The 18,239-nt window shown below is 68.0% G+C and carries 23 protein-coding genes; 15 read left to right on the plus strand and 8 right to left on the minus strand.

The window, feature by feature from the left end; translation table 11 throughout:
• The first annotated feature begins 24 nt into the window (after positions 1-24).
• The 5 genes from MFF56_RS06400 (at position 25) to MFF56_RS06420 (ending at position 5,004) form a co-directional block, all read left to right on the plus strand.
• Complete coding sequence (locus MFF56_RS06400) at positions 25-2,352, plus strand: Tex family protein (RefSeq protein ID WP_238229775.1); 2,328 nt, start codon at positions 25-27, stop codon at positions 2,350-2,352.
• A gap of 216 nt (positions 2,353-2,568) precedes the next feature.
• Positions 2,569-3,150, plus strand: coding sequence for a hypothetical protein (locus MFF56_RS06405; protein ID WP_238229776.1), 582 nt, complete (start codon positions 2,569-2,571; stop codon positions 3,148-3,150).
• 16 nt (positions 3,151-3,166) lie between these two features.
• Positions 3,167-3,439, plus strand: coding sequence for a hypothetical protein (locus MFF56_RS06410; protein ID WP_238229777.1), 273 nt, complete (start codon positions 3,167-3,169; stop codon positions 3,437-3,439).
• Between the two features lie 115 nt (positions 3,440-3,554).
• Positions 3,555-4,256, plus strand: a complete 702-nt coding sequence (locus MFF56_RS06415; protein ID WP_238229778.1) for a hypothetical protein — start codon at positions 3,555-3,557, stop codon at positions 4,254-4,256.
• 220 nt (positions 4,257-4,476) lie between these two features.
• Complete coding sequence (locus MFF56_RS06420; RefSeq protein ID WP_238229779.1) at positions 4,477-5,004, plus strand: hypothetical protein; 528 nt, start codon at positions 4,477-4,479, stop codon at positions 5,002-5,004.
• 610 nt (positions 5,005-5,614) lie between these two features.
• Here the strand turns inward: MFF56_RS06420 and MFF56_RS06425 are convergent.
• Complete coding sequence (locus MFF56_RS06425; protein WP_238229780.1) at positions 5,615-6,301, minus strand: zinc metallopeptidase; 687 nt, start codon at positions 6,299-6,301, stop codon at positions 5,615-5,617.
• A gap of 292 nt (positions 6,302-6,593) precedes the next feature.
• Here MFF56_RS06425 and MFF56_RS06430 point away from each other — a divergent pair, with 292 nt between their 5' ends.
• From MFF56_RS06430 to MFF56_RS06440, 3 genes are all read left to right on the plus strand, one after another.
• On the plus strand, positions 6,594-7,040 hold the full coding sequence (locus MFF56_RS06430; protein WP_238229781.1) for a DMT family transporter: 447 nt from the start codon (positions 6,594-6,596) through the stop codon (positions 7,038-7,040).
• Between the two features lie 180 nt (positions 7,041-7,220).
• On the plus strand, positions 7,221-7,508 hold the full coding sequence (locus MFF56_RS06435) for a hypothetical protein (protein WP_238229782.1): 288 nt from the start codon (positions 7,221-7,223) through the stop codon (positions 7,506-7,508).
• 80 nt (positions 7,509-7,588) lie between these two features.
• Positions 7,589-8,110: a DedA family protein gene (locus MFF56_RS06440; protein ID WP_238229783.1), complete on the plus strand. Its 522-nt coding sequence runs from the start codon at positions 7,589-7,591 to the stop codon at positions 8,108-8,110.
• A 92-nt stretch (positions 8,111-8,202) separates the two neighbouring features.
• On the opposite strand, the gene MFF56_RS06445 is transcribed toward MFF56_RS06440, so the two are convergent.
• The 5 genes from MFF56_RS06445 to MFF56_RS06465 all read right to left on the minus strand — a co-directional run bounded on the left by MFF56_RS06445 (position 8,203) and on the right by MFF56_RS06465 (position 11,383).
• Positions 8,203-8,616 carry a hypothetical protein gene (locus MFF56_RS06445; RefSeq protein ID WP_238229784.1) on the minus strand — a complete coding sequence of 138 codons (414 nt, stop codon included), beginning with the start codon at positions 8,614-8,616 and terminating at the stop codon, positions 8,203-8,205.
• A gap of 250 nt (positions 8,617-8,866) precedes the next feature.
• Positions 8,867-9,280 carry a hypothetical protein gene (locus MFF56_RS06450; RefSeq protein ID WP_238229785.1) on the minus strand — a complete coding sequence of 138 codons (414 nt, stop codon included), beginning with the start codon at positions 9,278-9,280 and terminating at the stop codon, positions 8,867-8,869.
• Positions 9,281-9,292: 12 nt separating this feature from the next.
• A complete protein-coding gene (locus MFF56_RS06455) occupies positions 9,293-10,438 on the minus strand; it encodes a hypothetical protein (RefSeq protein ID WP_238229786.1) in 1,146 nt (381 codons plus the stop codon).
• An 8-nt stretch (positions 10,439-10,446) separates the two neighbouring features.
• Complete coding sequence (locus MFF56_RS06460; protein WP_238229787.1) at positions 10,447-10,779, minus strand: SH3 domain-containing protein; 333 nt, start codon at positions 10,777-10,779, stop codon at positions 10,447-10,449.
• Positions 10,780-10,933: 154 nt separating this feature from the next.
• Positions 10,934-11,383: a hypothetical protein gene (locus MFF56_RS06465; protein ID WP_238229788.1), complete on the minus strand. Its 450-nt coding sequence runs from the start codon at positions 11,381-11,383 to the stop codon at positions 10,934-10,936.
• Positions 11,384-11,715: 332 nt separating this feature from the next.
• Here MFF56_RS06465 and MFF56_RS06470 point away from each other — a divergent pair, with 332 nt between their 5' ends.
• The 7 genes from MFF56_RS06470 to MFF56_RS06500 all read left to right on the plus strand — a co-directional run bounded on the left by MFF56_RS06470 (position 11,716) and on the right by MFF56_RS06500 (position 17,641).
• On the plus strand, positions 11,716-12,108 hold the full coding sequence (locus MFF56_RS06470; RefSeq protein WP_238229789.1) for a hypothetical protein: 393 nt from the start codon (positions 11,716-11,718) through the stop codon (positions 12,106-12,108).
• A gap of 102 nt (positions 12,109-12,210) precedes the next feature.
• Positions 12,211-12,948 (plus strand): DNA N-6-adenine-methyltransferase, encoded by a 738-nt coding sequence (locus tag MFF56_RS06475; RefSeq protein WP_238229790.1) that lies wholly within the window; start codon positions 12,211-12,213, stop codon positions 12,946-12,948.
• 85 nt (positions 12,949-13,033) lie between these two features.
• Positions 13,034-13,312 carry a hypothetical protein gene (locus MFF56_RS06480; RefSeq protein ID WP_238229791.1) on the plus strand — a complete coding sequence of 93 codons (279 nt, stop codon included), beginning with the start codon at positions 13,034-13,036 and terminating at the stop codon, positions 13,310-13,312.
• Positions 13,313-13,963: 651 nt separating this feature from the next.
• The gene (locus MFF56_RS06485) at positions 13,964-15,271 is read left to right on the plus strand and encodes a DUF2157 domain-containing protein (RefSeq protein WP_238229792.1); all 1,308 of its coding nucleotides are present in this window, start codon (positions 13,964-13,966) and stop codon (positions 15,269-15,271) included.
• Positions 15,268-15,921 carry a GDYXXLXY domain-containing protein gene (locus tag MFF56_RS06490; protein ID WP_238229793.1) on the plus strand — a complete coding sequence of 218 codons (654 nt, stop codon included), beginning with the start codon at positions 15,268-15,270 and terminating at the stop codon, positions 15,919-15,921. The genes MFF56_RS06485 and MFF56_RS06490 overlap by 4 nt, the downstream gene beginning before the upstream one ends.
• The gene (locus tag MFF56_RS06495; protein WP_238229794.1) at positions 15,918-16,334 is read left to right on the plus strand and encodes a hypothetical protein; all 417 of its coding nucleotides are present in this window, start codon (positions 15,918-15,920) and stop codon (positions 16,332-16,334) included. Before MFF56_RS06490 ends, MFF56_RS06495 begins: the two co-directional genes overlap by 4 nt.
• The gene (locus MFF56_RS06500) at positions 16,331-17,641 is read left to right on the plus strand and encodes a hypothetical protein (protein WP_238229795.1); all 1,311 of its coding nucleotides are present in this window, start codon (positions 16,331-16,333) and stop codon (positions 17,639-17,641) included. Before MFF56_RS06495 ends, MFF56_RS06500 begins: the two co-directional genes overlap by 4 nt.
• Here the strand turns inward: MFF56_RS06500 and MFF56_RS32090 are convergent.
• Complete coding sequence (locus MFF56_RS32090; RefSeq protein ID WP_283207411.1) at positions 17,623-17,745, minus strand: hypothetical protein; 123 nt, start codon at positions 17,743-17,745, stop codon at positions 17,623-17,625. The genes MFF56_RS06500 and MFF56_RS32090 overlap by 19 nt on opposite strands.
• Complete coding sequence (locus MFF56_RS06505; protein WP_238229796.1) at positions 17,738-18,070, minus strand: hypothetical protein; 333 nt, start codon at positions 18,068-18,070, stop codon at positions 17,738-17,740. The genes MFF56_RS32090 and MFF56_RS06505 overlap by 8 nt, the downstream gene beginning before the upstream one ends.
• Positions 18,071-18,239: the final 169 nt, after the last annotated feature.

Genomic DNA, 18,239 nt, shown 5'->3' on the forward strand with positions numbered 1-18,239 from the left:
CGCCATCCGTCTCTCGGAGATTTCATGAAGTCCGTGAATCAGCTGATCGCCCGGGAACTCGGCGTGCGCGAGGCCCAGGTGGCCGCGGCCGTCGATCTTCTGGACGGCGGATCCACCGTCCCGTTCATCGCACGCTACCGCAAGGAGGCGACCGGCTCCCTGGACGACGCGCAGCTGCGCAGGCTTGAGGAGCGTCTCGGCTATCTCCGCGAGCTGCAGGACCGACGCGAGGCCGTCGTCGAGAGCATCCGCTCTCAAGGCAAGATGACGCCGGAGCTTGCCGTCGCGATCGCATCGGCGGACACGAAGGCCCGGCTGGAGGACGTGTACCTCCCGTACAAGCCCAAGCGGCGCTCGAAGGCCCAGACCGCCCGCGAGGCCGGGCTCGGGCCGCTGGCCGAGGGCCTGCTCGGCCGCCCCGAGATCGATCCGCGCCAAGCCGCGCAGGCGTTCGTCTCCGAGGCGAAGGGCATCGCCTCCGTCGACGAGGCGCTCGACGGCGCCAAAGCCATTCTCACCGAGCGCTTCGCCGAGGACGCGGACCTCGTCGGCCGTCTGCGCGAAGATTTCTGGCGCGAGGGCAAGGCGGTGTCCCGGGTCCGCGAGGGCAAGGAGGCTGCCGGGGCCAAGTTCAGCGACTACTTCGAGTGGAACGAGCCTCTGGATCGGATGCCGTCGCACCGGATCCTGGCCCTCTTCCGAGGGGAGAAGGAGGAGATCCTCGAACTCGAGCTGGCGGCCGAGGGCGAGGACTCGGCGCCGGGCGCGCCCGGACCCTTCGAGCTCGCGGTCTGCGGCCGACACGGCATCGCCGCTAAGGGCCGCGCCGGCGACCGCTGGCTGCTCGACGCCGTCCGCTGGGCGTGGCGGACCCGGATCCGCTCCGGGATCAAGCTCGACCTGCGCACCCGCCTGTTCGAGAAGGCCGAGGACGAGGCCGTGAAGGTCTTCGCCGGCAATCTCAAGGACCTGCTGCTGGCCGCTCCCGCCGGCGGCCGCGCCACGATGGGGCTCGATCCCGGCTACCGGAACGGCGTGAAGGTCGCGGTCGTCGACCGGACCGGCAAGGTGGTGGCCGTCGCGACCACCTTCCCGCACGAGCCGCAGCGGCGCTGGCAGGAGACCGTCCGGATCCTCGGGCAGCTCTGCCGGCTCCACCGCGTCGAGCTGATCGCCGTCGGCAACGGCACGGCCTCGCGCGAGACCGACAAGCTCGCCGCCGAGATCGTCGCGGCCAATCCCGAGCTCAGGATCTCGAAGGTCATGGTCTCGGAGGCCGGCGCCTCCGTCTACTCGGCCTCGGAGATCGCCAGCCGCGAACTCCCGGGCCTGGACGTGTCCCACCGCGGGGCCGCCTCCATCGCCCGCCGCCTCCAGGATCCCCTGGCGGAGCTCGTGAAGATCGACCCGAAGGCGATCGGCGTGGGCCAGTACCAGCACGACGTCAGCGAGTACAAGCTGACCCGCTCGCTCGCGGCGGTCGTCGAGGACGCGGTGAACGCGGTCGGCGTCGACGTGAACACCGCCTCGGCCGCGCTCCTCGCCCAGGTGTCCGGGCTGGGCGAGGCGGTCGCCGCCAGCATCGTCTCCCACCGCGACGTGAACGGCCCGTTCCGCACCCGCTCGGCTCTAAAGGACGTGCCCGGCCTCGGGCCGAAGACGTTCGAGCTCGCCGCGGGCTTCCTGCGCATCCAGGGGGGCGACGATCCCCTCGACCGCTCCGGCGTCCACCCGGAGGCCTACCCCGTCGTACGGCGCATCCTGGAGGCAGTGAAGAGCGACATCGAGGTCCTAGTGGGCGACGCCGCGGCTCTGAGGAAGCTGTCGCCTGCGAGCTTCGCCGACGCGCGGTTCGGCATTCCGACCGTGTGCGACATCATCGCCGAACTGGAGAAGCCCGGCCGCGATCCGCGCCCAGCCTTCAAGACGGCGACCTTCAAGGAGGGGGTCGAGAAGATCACCGACCTGCGGCCGGGCATGCAGCTCGAGGGCGTCGTCACGAACGTCGCCGCCTTCGGAGCCTTCGTCGACATCGGCGTGCACCAGGACGGCCTCGTGCACGTCTCGGCGATGTCGAAACGGCGCATCGCGTCGCCGTCGGAGGTCGTGAAGGCCGGCGACGTCGTCCGCGTTCTCGTGACGGCCGTCGACGTGCCACGGCAGCGCGTCTCGCTCTCCATGAGGCTCGACGATCCGATCGACAGGACGGCGCCGGCGAACGGACTGCGCCCAGGCGTCGGCCGCATCGATCCGAAGCACATGCAGTCGAAGCCGGCCCAGGGGGCGGACCGCGGCGGCGCGTTCGCGGACGCGTTCCGCAAGGCCGCATCGCAACCCGTGCGGCGGGTCTGAGCGACCGCCAGTCCGCAAGCAGTCGCGCGACGAGCACGGGATTCGATGGATCGACGCAACCTCGTCGAAACTGCTTGCGGGCTATGAAGGGGTGGAACAGACGCGAGCGGCATCAGGGGGCGGACCATGAATCGGAGGGATTTCGACCGCCTGCACGCGGCGCCTGTGGGCGTCGCATCCGTCCTGTCCGGGTTCGCTCCGTCGGGCATCATCGGAATGGCCGTGTTGATCACGGTCGCGTGCTGCGCCTTGTACGGCTTCACCCAGTTCATGGAGAACAAGGCCGAGATCCTCCCGCTGCTGGCGTTGGCGGGACTGCTCTTCGCGCTGCGCCTGACGTGCCGGGTCTTCGCCGCCCAGGGCATGCCGCCGCGAAGGACGAAGGCCATCGGCTACGTGGGCACCATCGCATTCGTTCTTCTGATCGAGGGCGGCAGCGGCGCAGTCGGCAATTTCGTCGCCAGGATCACGAGCTTCAATCCGTTCGTAGCCCTGCAGGGCGCGACCGGCGTTGCGATCGGCCCCTTCGCCGCCGAAGCCAAGGCCGACGGGATCGCGGACCGCTACGGTCGCGCGACGTGCCTCGCCGCGAAGGCGAACGGCCGGCTCGTGAGCGGGAAGGCCGAGGACCAGGACATGGCCTACGGCTGCCGGCTGATCATCGGTACGGGGCATATGTACCGCTACTGCGGCTTTCGGTACCGCCCGCGATACAGCGAGTACGCGACGAATTACGACAATGGCACGGCCTGCGGTCCCTACCTGAGAAGGTACTACTGGCAGAAGGGCGAAATCTGAGAGGATCGCTGGGACGATGCGTCTGGAACAGCTCCGCCCTACGATGAAGGTCGTGGCGCTCTACGACAGCGGCCTGAAGGCCGGCGACGTCCTGCTCTACGAAGTGCTCAAGGTCGGCACCGCGAGGGTGAAGGTACGGGACGAGCAGGGGCGGGAGGGTTGGCTGTATCCGACCGTCTTGCATCGCGAGATCGCGGAGGAGCGCTACGCCGAGATCATGGATGAGACGCATGGCCCCGAGTGGCGAAGTCGTCGCGGTGACGACGGCAGGGCCTCGCCGGCGCCCTGAGTTTCGCGACGTCGTCGCGCGCCCCGTGTCGGTGGATCGCCTGGATCGAGTGGATGCGTCCGGCGACTGTTCGGTTATTCTGTCCCCTCCGTCCGACGACCGGGAACGCCGATCCTTGAACACGACGATGCTGGGGCGCGCCAACTCCCAATGGGAGGACATGTCGCCCGACGTGATCCACATCACGCGTGGCGCGAACGCTTCCGAGTCATACGAGAACCTGCTCTCAATTCTCGACACCGGCTGTCTGGAGGCGCGCAACCCCTTCGGTGCCGCCAGGAAGAGTTGTCCGGATCCAGCCTCCCAGCGCGCCGTCTGCTTCACCGAGGTACCCGTCCACCTCGTGTTGAGGATCATTCAGCGACGGCTGCCGTCGGACCGCTCGGCCTGGAACGGCATCGCCTTCCGCAAGTCCTTCGTCGCAAGCCGCGGTGGCGGGCCGATCATGTACGCATACGACGGCTCGCCCCACGCGGAGGCGCTGGAAGCCATGATGCAGGCGGCGTGGTCGACCCCGGATCCGGCATCGGCACCCGTCTGGCGCCTTACCCCATACGTGGACCTGCCTGGTCGGCACGGGACGTATTACTGGGAGTGGGAGCGCGAGTGGCGTGTGGTCGGCGACCTCCGCTTCGAGCCCGCCGACGTGTCCTGTCTGATCGTCCCGGAGCAGTACCATCAGGATGCGGCGCGGCACTTCATGGACGCGGTCGGCGGGAAGTCCGGGCACAAGGCCTATCTCTGCCCCCTGATCGACGCGACCTGGAGCCTGGAGCGTTGCCGGCAGGCGATGCGGGACAGGCGCCTGCCGGTCTGACGAGGGGGCGGCCGTTGGCCGAGACGCACCTCAGCAGGGGTGGCGCAGAGGTCGACCTCCACGCCTGTGGAGGCGAGATGACGGTCAAGAGGTCCAAATATGACGCTTGGTGTCCATCCGCTGAGTCCGCAACGGGTGGTTTGCAGACTGAGCGGACGGTATGGAATGCTCGGTCCCAACGTCCCGCTCGCGGACAAGGTGCCGCAGCCCATGAGACAGGATGAGGATGCTCCAGAGCATAGCCGTACACATCGCGAGCCTTCTTCTGTTAACGCAAAATGGGAGTGCACAAACGATCAAGGCGCCAAATGGCGAATTGTACATCGGCATGAGCCTCGAAGAGGCGGAGCACATTCTCCAAGTCCAAGGACGCGTCGAACGCGATGGAGCTATCCGGGTCGAGGCTGCGGCTGGGGACCGATCATATCGGGCCTACTTCGGCAAGCAGTGCCACCCGTTGCCGTGCTCTAAAGCTGCGGCCGGCGCGATCTCGGTCGGCATGTGGCAACAGGCGAGCGGGATGGAGCCAACGGAGGCCGCCTACCAGGGGCTGGTTGCCGAGTATCGATCGGCATCGCAAGGGCACAATGTCCGGCACTTCCCACTCTGTCAGCGATGGGTGGTCGACAGGACGACTATCACGCTCGGCGTGATCTGCGGAAAACTGGCCGTCAACGCCACAACCATACAGTACAACGAGACGTTCAGGTTCAGTGGCAACACCCCCTGTACAAACAGTTGCTTTTGAAAATATTCACAACTGTCGAATAGCGGAAGCAGTTGCCACGTAGATTTTTCCAATGTGTCAGAAGCGGGATCGGCAAGCCAAGGACCAGCGTTCGCTTCCTCGCCGATACACAGCAAGCTTAATCTGAGTTCCGAAGGGCGGATATCTCAGCAAGCAGCCGGGACGAGGAATTAGGGACGTCCCTAATTCATCCGCGTCATCGCCGGATATTATGATGTCGCCCGTACAATTATCACTCTCTACGAACCCGCGAAAGATCACATCAATTTCTCTTTTATCGGAAGCATTACTAGGAAACCTGAGATTTGACTTGCACTCATTCAAGTTTTGCATCGCGATCAAAGGGCATTGACATTGAGCATGCGCTTGTCCGCTGAGTAGCGCAAAGGCGAGCCCCAACCTACCGATCATCGCTTGTCCTGAGCGTCCGAAGGCTCACTCCATAGCACCGAATGGGTCTGCTATGGGTCGATAGCGGCGGTTCGGCGCCAGCTTGCCCAATGTCGGCTCCTGGCGAACAGCAATACGAGGAATGTCTGGGTCAGGCACGGAAAGAGGCGGTCCGCTGCAGCTCTTTGGGACCGAATGCCGGGCGCTGACATCGCAGGTTTCAGAAGGGGAGGATCCGTCGGAAGCGGGCAATGTTGACGAGCGCCATGAGGGACGAAGCCACGTATGTGAGGGCGGCGGCGCGTAGCACGGTGCGGGCGCCGGGCAGGTCGCCCGCGTCGAGGAAGCGACCCGTCTCCAGGATGGGCAGGGCCCGGCGGAAGCTGGCGTCGAACTCGACCGGCAGCGTCAAGATATTGAACATGAGGCGAACGCCAAGAAGCGCGATGCCGACACCCACCTGCAGGGCGAGCAGAGCCGGCGAATGGACGAAGGCGAGCACCATGGGCGCGGTCATCATCACCAACGCGGCGGCGATCTCGAAACCCTGAACGATGGGGGCGAACCTCACCCGCGCCGCGAGGAGTCGATCTCCCGCCGCGTGCTGGAGCGCGTGGGCGACCTCGTGCGCCGCGACCGCGACCGCCGTGATCGAGCGGCCGTCATGATTCCCTGGTGACAGCCGCACGACGTTCGCGACCGGATCGTAGTGGTCCGCTGGCGCGATCTCGACGAGGACGTGCTCCAGCCGCGCCAGGTCGAGCAGGTGGCGGGCGAGCTCGCCGCCGGTCCCGGGCAAGTCCGGCCGCTCGGTGGCGTGTTGCTGCATTGCCCGGCGCACCCACCAATGGGGGCCGAACACCAGACCGAACAGGAGGGCGGCGCCAAGCGCGAGGAGGATGGGCACGAAGGGTATGTATGCACGCGCCCGTATCCAGGAAAGCGCGGCTTGAGGCAGATGCCCGCCCTCCTACAATGGCCTGACAGACGTCAAAGACCGGATTGGGTGGGTTGGCGGGCCTCCGCTCAGGCTTGCGTGAAGCGCTACCACCCGAGGGCAGCCTCGGACGTTGGCGGAACCATCGCCGCGGCCGTGGACTTTCGCTCCCCGCGCCTAGCCGACTGCCGGGATTCCAGAGGTGTGTTTCGATGCTCGCCAAGGCAGTTCACCGTTCGGCAGCGGCTACGGAATCGCGTCTGTGACCGCGCTCCTCGCCTGGGCCTTCGCCGTCGCCGCTGGCGCCCTCGTCACCGTCCAGGCCGGTGCCAATGCCGAACTCAAGCGCGGCCTCGGCGAGCCGGTACCGGCCCTCATCGTCAACTACCTGCTTGGGCTCAGCGTGGTGGTGGCCTACTTCCTGGCCATGCGGATCTCCTGGCCCTCCTTCGAGAAGATGGGGGCGGTGCCCTGGTGGGCTTGGTTCGGCGGTCTGGCCGGCTCGGCCTACGGCGTTGCGGCGATCCTGCTGGCCGGCCGGCTCGGAGCGGCGACCCTGATGGCGCTGGTGTTGACCGGCCAACTCGTGGCTTCGGTCATCCTCGACCATTTCGGCTGGGTCGGCTTCGAGGTGCACCAAGCGAGCATCGGGCGCATCTTTGGCTGCCTGCTGATGCTGGCAGGTCTCGCCTGCATCAGTGTGTTCTGACGCCTCCGCACGACCCGAGTTCGTCGCGAGCGGCAGGCCACGATACGCCTCGGTGTCGCCGATGCTTGATCCCGCTGGGACCGGGGACGTCCCAGCTAGGCTAGGCTTGCTCGGTGCTCGGACGCCGGAACGCTCCTGTCGCGGCAGGGGTTCTTCTGCCCATCAACCAAGAGCACCAGCATGCGACTTGTCGGACACGCCGCGGCCATCGCCATCGTCACGCTCATGGGCGCCGGGGCCGCGGAGGCGAAAGGCTGCATCAAGGGCGCGATCATCGGCGGCTTGGCAGGCCACTACCTGGCGGAACGTGGCGTCGTCGGCGCCGTAGCGGGCTGCCTCGGCGGCCGCTATCTGGCCAACCGTCAAGCCCGGCGCCAGCGCGAGATCGACTACGGTTCCCGCGTTCAGCCGCGCGGCGCCGGGTACGGTGCCCCGCAAGCCTATCCGCAGCGATCCTACGGCTACTGAGCGACCGCGCGGTAACGCCGGGCGGGGCGGCTGTTGGAGCATTCCCCGCTCATCCTAGAAGCTCACGACCTCGCGGTATCATGGACCTCGACGCGATCCGGCAGTGGGCGCTGGCCTTCATCGAGGCCCACAAGGCCTGGGCGCCGCTGATCGCCGGGGTACTTGCCTTCTGCGAGTCGGTCGCCTTCCTTTCCTTCCTGGTGCCGGCGACCGTGATCCTGCTCGCGCTCGGGCCGATGATCGCGGCAGCCGACGTCTCGTTCTGGCCGGTGGTGCTCTGCGCCGCGATAGGGGCGGCGCTAGGCGATTGGATCTCCTACGAGTTCGGGCACTACTTCAAGGACGACGCCAAGCGGATGTGGCCTATGCGGCGCTACCCCGCGGCCGTGGCACGCGCGGAGGCATTCTGCGGCCGATGGGGCGCGGGGGCGGTGGCTCTCGGACGCTTCTTCGGACCGATCCGGGCCGTGATCCCGCTGGTAGCCGGCGTCTTCGGCGTACGCCGCCTGCCGTTCCAGGTCGCGAACATCGCCTCGGCATTGGTTTGGGCGTTCATCCTGATCGCGCCGGGCGCCGGGCTGATGACGTGGTGGCAAGGCTGACGGCGAGTGCGAAGGCCGACTTCCAAAGGTGACGTGCAGGCGTGCTGCGAGAAGGTCGGTAGGCCTTCGGTCCGTTGACGCCCATGCTTCTGTCAGGGACGAGGGGCTGAGACGTCTGCGGCATGGTCCACGATGTGCCGCATAACCGTGAACGCATATTGGTTGACGGCTGCAAGGACCTCGTCGAAGTCCGGCTGGGGTACGTTGCGGTAATCGGCGCCGGTGTTGCGGATGTGGGATTCGATCTGCACGAAGTGACCCTCGTTGTGGCGGCGGACATGCTCGAGGGCCGCCACGTGGTACTCGCTGCCTTCGGCTGCCCGGCGGCAGACGATGTCCCATGCGGCTGCGTCGTAGGGGAGCCTGCCGAACACGTCGATCATCTCGATCCGGGCCTCGACACATGCATCGTTGAAGACCGCCCAGCCCTCGCGCGAGCAGAGGTTCGCATCCGGCGGCATCGTGTCGTCATCCTCTATGCAGGGGTCCCACGAATGTCCGTCCATCTGTCCCTCCGTCTGCGGGACGAGGATGCGAGGGCATGGTGCAAACCGCAAACCGGAAGGAGCGGGGTGGCCGGATGAGGCCACCTGCCCCCCACGCGAAGCAGTAGCAGCGATACCGGGCGGCCCGTCGGAGATCCTCACGATTGCAGCGATCCTTCGGACGTGTCGAGTTCCTAGGATCGGTACCCCGGGCGGCTCGCGGACACGCGGGATCCGCCGCGCCAACGCATCCCGATCACTGGCCCCCGCCTTATCGTAACAGGTCGCAGACGTAGTGACGCCCTTCGTGGTTGAGCGTGAAGGCACCGAACCCTCTGGAGAAGGCCCAAGTCGTCTTGCCGTACCCCGTCCTGCGGAAGGCTTCGTCGTAGACGGTCGAAGCGTCGTACGTCGACCCGGACACGTAGCCGCCGCGGAACTGGCTGCCGCCGATCGAGATCACCAAGTCTTCGTAGAGGACCGCTGTGCCGTCCTGCTCCCGTCGGGACGACGTCGTGCCGGTAAAGTGGATTCTGGCATTCAGGGGCCGCGCGGCCGGGCGGGTCTTCGCCCGAGCGGCATTCACGACCTCTCGCCGGCAGGAGAGGGCGTAGTCGCTCTCGGCCGCCGTTGCCGGTGTGCCGGCCAAGGCGGCGGCGCAGAGCAGGAGAGTTCGACGCAGCATGAGGGCTCCGGGTCAGCAGCCGTTCGAGGGCTTGATGCGGGCGATCAGGAGCGATCCGCCCTCGCGCTTGGTCGAGACGACGGCATGTCCGTCGCAGAGGTTGCCGTTCGGCTTGCGGTAGCGATAGCGGACTTCGACGTCGCCCCCGCCCATCGGTGCGGCGGCGACGAGACGAAGCGGCTCGCGCAGGCTTCCGTAGAACCGCGCGATCGAGGCCGGCGCATAGGGGCCGGACGACCGGCGCTCGGGAACTACGAGACCGGATGCGGCCCCGCCGTCGGCACGTCCCAGGGCCTCGTAGAAAGCCCGCACGGTGGCGAGCCCGCCGTCGCCGGCGGAGGAGGTCTGCCGCGCCTCGCCGCGACCTGGGCCGGGCCGGAGGCCGTCGAGGAACCCGATGGCCACGGCGGTATGGACGCGTCGGTCCAGGCGGGCGGTCAGCTGAACGAGGTACGGGTCGCCTTCGCTGGAAATGCGGTAGGCGACTGCGCCGGAGACGGGCTCGGGCGCATACGGACCTGGGCCCTGGCGGCCGAGGCCCTGGACGCCGCCGGGCGTCTCGAAGGCGACCACTCCGTCGCCGAGGCGCTCGATGCGGTCGCTCGGCCAAGGGACGTTCGAGAAGGGGCCGTCGTCGATGCCTTCGGCTTTGACCTGGTCGGCGAATGCCCTCGCCTGCGGGAACAGCCTACCTGCGGTCCGGGCGACTTCGAAGCGGCCGGACGTGCCGCCGTCGGAGAAGGTGCGCAGGACGAAAGGTCCGCGGTAGGACGCATCGCGCGGGTCGCCTGAGGCTCCCGGGGGCTGGACGACCAGGACGTCGCCGTTGGAGCCGTAGAGACCGTGGCAGGACCAGCCGCGGGGGGCAAGGACCCCGCTCCTGCCTTCGGCGTGCGTCGTGTAGAAGGCCAGCCCCTCAGCGGAGCCCAGGGGAAGGCCGAGCCGTTTGCTCGGCGGCAGGTCGGGAGGGTCGACGGGGCCGCCCTGGCCGTCCTGGGGGCAAGCGACCTGCGGCACCTCCGCGCTCGCCAACGGGGGCTGCTCCGAGATCTGCCCCAGGGAGAGCCGGAACCTGTCGACCGGGCCGTCCTGCTGCGCCCACGCGGGCAGGACGTTGCAGAGCACGGCGAATGCGGCGGCGACGCGGGCGATCGGCATCGCCCCGATCACTCGGTCATGTCGTCGGGGTAGCTGCGCCCGCGCCGGATCGCCGGCCCGTCGACAACGACGTAGCGGCGATCGATCCAGCCTTCGACACGGCGGTGGCTGACGAAGATCCAGTTGCCGACGCGGTCCCCGTTGGGGGCTACCCCGCGCCCGTCCGGCGGGATGATGCCGACGATCCTGGCCCCGGGGGAGGGGTACTCGCGGACGTTGAGGACGTCGTTCGGGGCCACGCCGACAACGCGCATGGCGGTCTGGGCCGAGGAGGGAGCAGCTGCCGCGCTCAGCAGGGCGAGCGCGGCGAGGAATGCACGTGCAGTGATCGAACCAAGCATCTGTTCGGCGTCTCCGGCCGATGCGGTGGGCACTTCAGGTAGCACGGGCGCGGTTTCGAGGACGTTGATGCAGACTCCCAAAACGAGACGGCCCCGGAAAACTCTCAAGCGATCCGTCGGACGAGGTACGCAACCGCACCGATCGGCGTGGACGTTACAGGTGGCGCGCGGCAGGATCCTGAGCCCGCAGGCAGGCGAAGAGGACGCCGACGGGCTCCGCGGCGCCGCGGGCATCGTCCAGGCAGGCCTTCCGGACGTCCGCCGTGGCCGAACTCCAGGCCTCGAGCGCGAGAGGGCGCAGCGTGGTTTCGGATCCGACGCAGCCCTTGGTCAGGGCTCCGGTGCGGGAGCAGGCTTCGACGGACATGTCCCGTGTGATCGGCAGCGCGTCTCTGCGCCGACCCACATCACTGGACGACGGGGTGGATGACTGCTGCCCGGCGGCAAGGCGTGCCCGCCTTTCGTCCGGATCCGATCGAGATGCGATCCCGATCACGACGATGACGCCCAAAAGGAACGATGCAAATCCGGGTAACGCTCTGCCGGCGCGAAGTCGGTCGAGGAAGGATCCGATCTCGTCGCGATCTCGATGGAGCATCGTCATCCGCATTTCAAGGCGCGGACGCGCCGCGCACCCTTCCATGGCATGGCCGCCATCCGCGGGACCAGCGCAGATGGACCGAGTCGGGATCTCCGGCCCGCATATTCCGTCGGCTCCTTCAGAGAAGGTAAAAGATCTCCGAACGTGGGCGCGTCCGCGGACGGAACATCCGGCCTGAGAGCCGTAGGAGCCGATGTGGGATGCCTCTTGCGAAGGAGCGCATAATCTAGTTCCTTCCCTGTTGCAGGAGACCCGCGATGTCGAGAACAGCCAAGCCCCCGACCGCGGCCGAACACGCGCGTACCCAACGCCTTCGTGCTTTCGGATCCCTGGTCATGTTCGCCTGTCTGGGAATTCTCGGTCTCGTATTGGTCAGCGTCGGCGGTGCGTGGCTCTGGTACGCTTCCAAAGGCAAGGTCTCGGACCTCGCGCTCATGGCGAAGCACGGCACCCTGAATACGCCGAAGGACTCGCTCGGCGACGCCTACGAGGATTTCTTCGACACGCCCGGCAAGCTGGACAAGGAGCGGGCGGAGGAGGAGCGCGAACGGATCAAGGCGGATGCCGTGCGGCAACTTCGCGAAGAGATCCGGAAACAGGATCCGCGCGTCGCCCACATCCAGGCCCTGCGCGAGCGGATCGAGAAATGGAAGGCCGAGCGGGCGAGCCAGGGCGACGAGGGCGGCGTCACCTTCCGCAAGATCGAGGGCGGGTTCGGCGGGCGCTGACGCATCGTCAACCATCAGGCATCGATTCCATTCCTTCGATCGCGGCTTCGGTATAGCGTTGCGGATCCGCCGCCTCTGCGCGGCCACGGACCGATCCGCCGCATGAGCGAGACCTTGGGCATCGGCGGCCATCAGCGGCCGCGGAACGCACGCACCGACACGTGGCTCACGCCGCCCGCCATCCTGCAGGCGCTCGGCCCCTTCGACCTCGATCCCTGCGCGGCCCCCGATCCGAAGCCTTGGGCGACCGCCCGGACGCACTACACGTGGCCGGCGCAGGACGGTCTGCTCCTCCCTTGGCATGGGCGCGTCTGGCTCAATCCACCCTACGGCCGCGCGCTCGGCACGTGGCTGGCGAAGATGGCGCGGCACGGCTGCGGAACGGCTTTCACCTTCGCTCGGACGGAGACGAAAGCCTTCTTCGACAACGTCTGGAACGAAGCCGACGCCATCCTCTTCCTGAAAGGGCGCGTCAGCTTTCACCACGCCGACGGTACGCAGGCAAGGAACGGCGGCGCACCGAGCGTGATCATCGCCTACGGCGTGGACGACGTCGAACGCCTCTTGGAAAGCGGGATCGAGGGCAAGTTGCTGGCCTTGAAGCGGCCCGTCATGATCCATCTTGCCTTGCAGGATCCGCCGTTGCCCGCATGGCGGGAGGTCGTCGTCCAGGCGATCCGTTCGCTCGGCGGCCGTGCCAGTCTACGCGGGCTCTACGAAGCCCTCGAGCACCATCCCAAGGCCAAAGCCAACGGCCGTCACTGGCAGGCGAAGATCCGGCAGACAGTCAGAACCGTTGCGGAGCGGACCGGCTCGGGCCAGTATCGACTGCAGCTTTGAAGCGAACTACGCAAGGAACGAACGGAGCTCGCACATGAACCGATATGGTCGCTGCGCTGCAGCTTGTCTCGTCCCCACGGCGCTTGTGGCGCAGTTCACGCGCGATGCCTTCGCGGACGCCGGCATCGTCGGTCCCGTCTTCAGGCAGCTGCTCATGGAGGGTGACCCGGCACCGAAAAACGCCGAGGTCGACACCTTGCGTGACGGGAAGGGACGTCTTCGGCCGCGGGTCGTCATGGATCAGGCGACGTGCGATGGCGCGTGGGCGGGGATCGCCCAGGAAGAGGCGGTCGGCGATCCGAAACGGATCGATCTCGCAAAGGAACGGGCCGTGAAGCTCGGCTGCCTCAAAGCAAGGCCGTGACGCCTCCCGCGAAGTGGGTTTGAGACCGAAATGAGAACGCTCCCTCTGCTCCTCCTGGCGGCCTCCCTGTCGGTGGTCGGATCCAGAGGAGCATCAGCCCAGCAGAATGCTGCGGTCATCGTCACTTGGATGCTGATGCAGCAGACGATGCCTACGATGATGCTGTCGTTGGAGGACGCTGCCCCGAAGGTGATGCCGTGCTCGGTGACGCCCCTGCCTGACGGACGATGTCCCGACGCCAATATCAGGGATCTGGCTTCCCCCTCCTGCGCCTCCGTGCTCGCTTCCCTGGCGAATACGGACAGGTCTGATTGGGAAAGCAGACGGCGGCACGTCGAGAACGCGAAGCGCCTCGGATGCGCGCCCTATCAGCGCTGACGCGGGAGGCATCGGTCGATCCCGGTGCGCCGAAAGGCCGGAACGCAGTTTCCCCGCAGGTCGGCGACCCTGTCCCGCCGGCTTTCCGATAGGCTCTCGAACAGGAGCCGAGGTCGGCGGCCGGCTCGGGCCACCGAGGATCCGGACGGCGGCTCCGGATCGCTGCATGCGTTGCAGTACGCGCTCGCCGTGTGAAATCGCAACGCGTTACGAACGAAGGTCCAGCATTCTGCCTCCGCGGCCGTTTGCCGACCGCGCCGAGCCTTTAGGGCCATGATGCTCCAAGCCTACACCACACGCCTGAGGCACGACCTCGCCGCCTGGGAGCGTGCGGGATTGATCGAGGCCGACCAGCGCCGGCGCATCGAGGACACCCTGGTCCACGAGGATCCGGGCGGCAGGATCGTCTTCGTCGCCGCCTTGGCCGCTGCGCTCCTGCTCGTCTCGGGCATGATCGCCTTCGTCGCCGCGAACTGGTCCGGCATGCCGCCGATCGCACGCCTCGTGGTCCTCACGGCCGCAGACGCGGCGACGCTCTGGACGGCCTTCGCTCTCGCGAGGCGCGCGGCGGAGGCGAAGGGACGCCGGGCGCTCGCCGACGTCGCCGCCACGCTTTCGGTCGGCGTCTCGGCCGCATCCATCGCCCTGGTCGGCCAGACCTTCCACCTGCCGGGCGATCTCAGAGGGTTCGCGACCACGGTGTCCCTCGTCGCCGGCGCGACGGCCCTGCTCGCCCGATCGGGCGGCTCCGCCGGCGTCGCCATCGCGGCCGTCGCAGTGGCAGGCTGGCCCGACCTCGGCCTGTTCGGCCACGGGGCCGTCGCATCGGGCGGACCCGGCCTGCCGGCCTGGGGCACGCTCGCGGCGATCGCGGGCGGCATGCTGGCCGGCATCGTGCCGACAGGTGCGTTCCTCTTCCTGCTTCTACTCGCCGCCGTCGACGTCCAGGCCGGGGCCTTGACGCTGTCGGCCAAGGCGTTTCCCTTCGACATCGGGTTGACGGCGGCGCTGGCCGCGCTCGTCCTGACGTGCATCCCGATCCTCACCGATCTCGTGCGCATGCCCGCCCGGCTGCGTGACCGGCTGACCATGGTGGACGGGGCCGGCGCAGGCCTCCTGCTCGTGGCTCTGGCCGGCGCGGGCGTCTACGCCATCGTCGGCGGTCGGTCGGCGGGCACCACGACGCTGACGGCCGCGGTGGCCGGCACATGCCTGTTCGCGACGGCCGGCCGGGTCCGACTCCGTGCACGGGAGGTCCCGTACGACCGTATCATCCTGCTCGGCGCCGCCCTCGCGACCGCGGCGATGCCGCTCGTCGGCGGCGGACGCGCCTCGCCCTGGTCGCTGTGGATGGTGGTCGTGCCCACCCTGATGGTGGCGGCGGCAGGACACGTCCAGGGACGCAGGGCCTTGTTCGGCTGGGCGCTCGGCATGGCCGTCCTCGGCCTGTTGGGGATCGTTTGGACCAGCGGAAATCTGATCTTGGCCGCGCTCCACATGCTGGGCGCAGGCGCGTTGGCCCTCGGCGCCGCCCAGATGGCGCGTCGGTTCGGCAACCTTGCGGGGAGGGCGCAGGCATGAACCCGAAGCTGGCCTCGAAACTCCCGTTCGCGGGGTTCCTGCTCCTGCTGGCCATTCAGACCGGCCCCGCCATCCTGACCGGGGTGGCCGCGACCCGCCATCTCGAAGAGGGCACGGCCGTCGAGCTGGCCGTGGTGCCGCGCGACCCGCGCGACCTGTTCAAGGGCGAGTACTCGGTCCTCGCCTACGAGTTGGGTCGGCACGACGGTCCGGTCGGGGCCGAAGCATGGACGGCGGTCCGCGGCTGCGGGCCGGGGCGGGACAATTGCTACGTAGGGCAGGGGACCCCGGTCTACGCCGAACTCGTGGCCGTCGATGGCGATCTGCACGCCATGAAGCGCCTCGCCTTCGCGAAACCAACCCCCGGATCCCGCTACATCCGGGGCGAGACGGTCTCGGGCCAGCTGTGGAGAGGGAATCCGAAATCCGCAGGCGGCAAGCCGTGCCCGGACGGCGAGGTCTGCTTCAAGGGCGCGGTCAGCTTCGGGATCGAGCGCTTCTACGGCCCTCAGGGCGAGCCCGCGAAGGTCGACCGGCTTCCCCGCGACCGGCTCAGGGTCCGCGTGCGCCTGGACGACGAGGGCCGAGCCCAGCTCGACGCGATCCTGCTCGACGGAGCCGTGCAGGCGAGGACGGCGAGACTGTGGTGAGCGTGCAGGGCCGGGAAAGGGCGGAGGCCGAGGTCCGGGACATCCTCAAGGACTTGGCCGCCGGCGGCATGCCGTCCCGCGAGCGCATGATGGAAGTGCTTGAGTCCGCCCTCGCGGCACTCGCCTTCGGGCCGCCCGCCCGCGATCCCGCGCCCGAGATCCTGCGGGCGCTGGCCCTCATGGCCGCCGATCCGCGGATCGTCAGCACCGGCGACCTGGGCCGTGCTTTGGACGGAACACTGAACACCGAGCGGGCCTCCTCGCTCGGCGGCAACCGCATGCGGCGGATGCGCGCCCGCGGCTGGGTCGTACGAGAGCGGTTCGCCCGGTGGGCTGTGATGCCCGAGGGGCTTGCAGGAAAGAGGCAGAGGGCTGCCGAGCCGGTCGCGTTATCACGCCATTCAAAACCTTGAGCCGTCGGCCGCACGGCGGCGAAAGAGCCGCCCACGCGACAACTCTAGCTGCGAATACAATCGATCGTAAATCCTTGTCCAATAGGATCGGCGCCATCGAGCATCCGGAGATGACCGTGACCGCCGTTGCCCGCAAGCAGGCTGCTGCCGCACCGCCCAGGAAGGTGGAAGGCGTATCAGGCCGCAAGCCGATTATGGGAACAGACGTCGACTTCGTCTGCGAGACAGGCCGCGTCACCGAGGTCGCGGACGCGTCCTACGAGCGCCGCTGGCAAGAGTACGACGGTACCGACCACCATTGGGAGGTCCGCGGCAGCGCGGCCGGCCGGGTCGACCGGACCGACGTCTACGTCCACCATTACGTGGAGCGGAGCGAGACGGTCGGCCGCAACAGGATCGAGGTCACGACCGGTCGCGAGGAGAAGCGAAGGATCTTCTATCTCGGCACCGATCGGCCATTCGTGGTCGGCGACGAGGTCGCCCTGGTGCTGGCGGGCTGGGACGGCGTCCTTCTCGTGAACGAGACCCGGGACGTACGCATCCTCACGGGCCGACATGTCTTCCTCTCCCCAGCCGCCGCGGATCCGATCGAGCGGATCGGGAGATCCCTTACAAAGCGCGGCCACGCCTTCCTCCTTCTGCTGCTGTCGGGCGGTGTCGGGTTCGGCCTAGGCTGCGTGATCGGCCTCCCTGCTCTGGGCATCGTCACGGCGGTCCTGTTCCTGGCAACGTGGCTGGTGTCCGTTCCGCAGTGGCGCGGGCGCTGCGAAGCCTTCCAGGCGCATGTCCGCGGCGAGGCCGCCAACGCGTTTAAGCAACTGCAACTCGTGCGCGGGGGGATGTCGGAGGCGAAGGCGCAGGAGGCGGCCTTCGGCCATCACGGTGGCCTTACGCCACCGAGCGGCGGGAAGCCGTTCTGGATGGCGGTCTGCGAGCGGCTGGGCGCGACGGCGATTCCCCCGCGTGGTTCCGCGGAGGCGAACGCTCTGAAGATCGCCGATCTCGAAGCAGGCCTGCGCAGGTCGCGCTCGGGCGAGAAGCGCCAGCGTACGGAGCACGACGTGCGGGTCTCGAAGTCGTTCCAGATCGCGTCCGACGAGTTGATGGCCGCCGGGGGGCCCGCCGAGGCATCGCAGAAGGATCGGCAGGCGATCCTCGAACGGCACCGCGAGCGGGTCAGCGCCTTCGAGCATCTGCGGCCGCCGCCGCGGCGCCACATGAGGAGCAAGGGGTCCGATCCCGAGAAGTGGGAGCTGCAGTGGGGGCCGCCGAGGTGGCCTGAAGGGCACTACCACATCGACTGGTAGGTCGGTCTAGGCCGCCGACCCTCCTGATCGATCCAGCGGCCGAAGCTCAGCTGGATCGCCACGACGTCGGCGACGCGGGTGAGGCCACGAAACCAGTCACGCAACTTCGCCTCCGTGCTGGACGAAGTGTCCGTCCTCGAACTTTTCGACGAAGCGCCCCCAGGACGTGCCGTCGGCGTAATGGTAGACCTGCACCCGCTTGCCCTCCGCTGCCGCGAACGGGCCGTGCGAGATCTGCATCTCGATCACGCCGCAGACGACGTAGACGTGGCCGCGCTTGGGATGGAAGACGTGCCGCGCCTCGGCCGACGGAGGGACCTGGGCTGCCCGAAGTGCTGCGAGCTCCAAATCGACGTCGACCGCATCTCCCCGGCTGCGCAGGACCGCCTCGGCGGCGGCGGCGGCGTGGCGGGCGACGCGGTCGTCCATCACGGGGAGGGTGCCTCGCGGTCGGTCGTCATCGGCCTCGCCTTCCTTTCCGGTCGCGGAACTCCCAGTCCCGTTTCCTCGAAGTGCACCCAGGCTCCCGGTGGCTCTGACCGGGCCAGCGCGGCTCGTCGCCGCCGTCGGGCAGGCGGGCGGCCGCGCTCCGGATGGC

It is taken from the genome of Methylobacterium hispanicum (genome assembly GCF_022179285.1).
Taxonomy (GTDB): Bacteria; Pseudomonadota; Alphaproteobacteria; order Rhizobiales; family Beijerinckiaceae; genus Methylobacterium; species Methylobacterium hispanicum.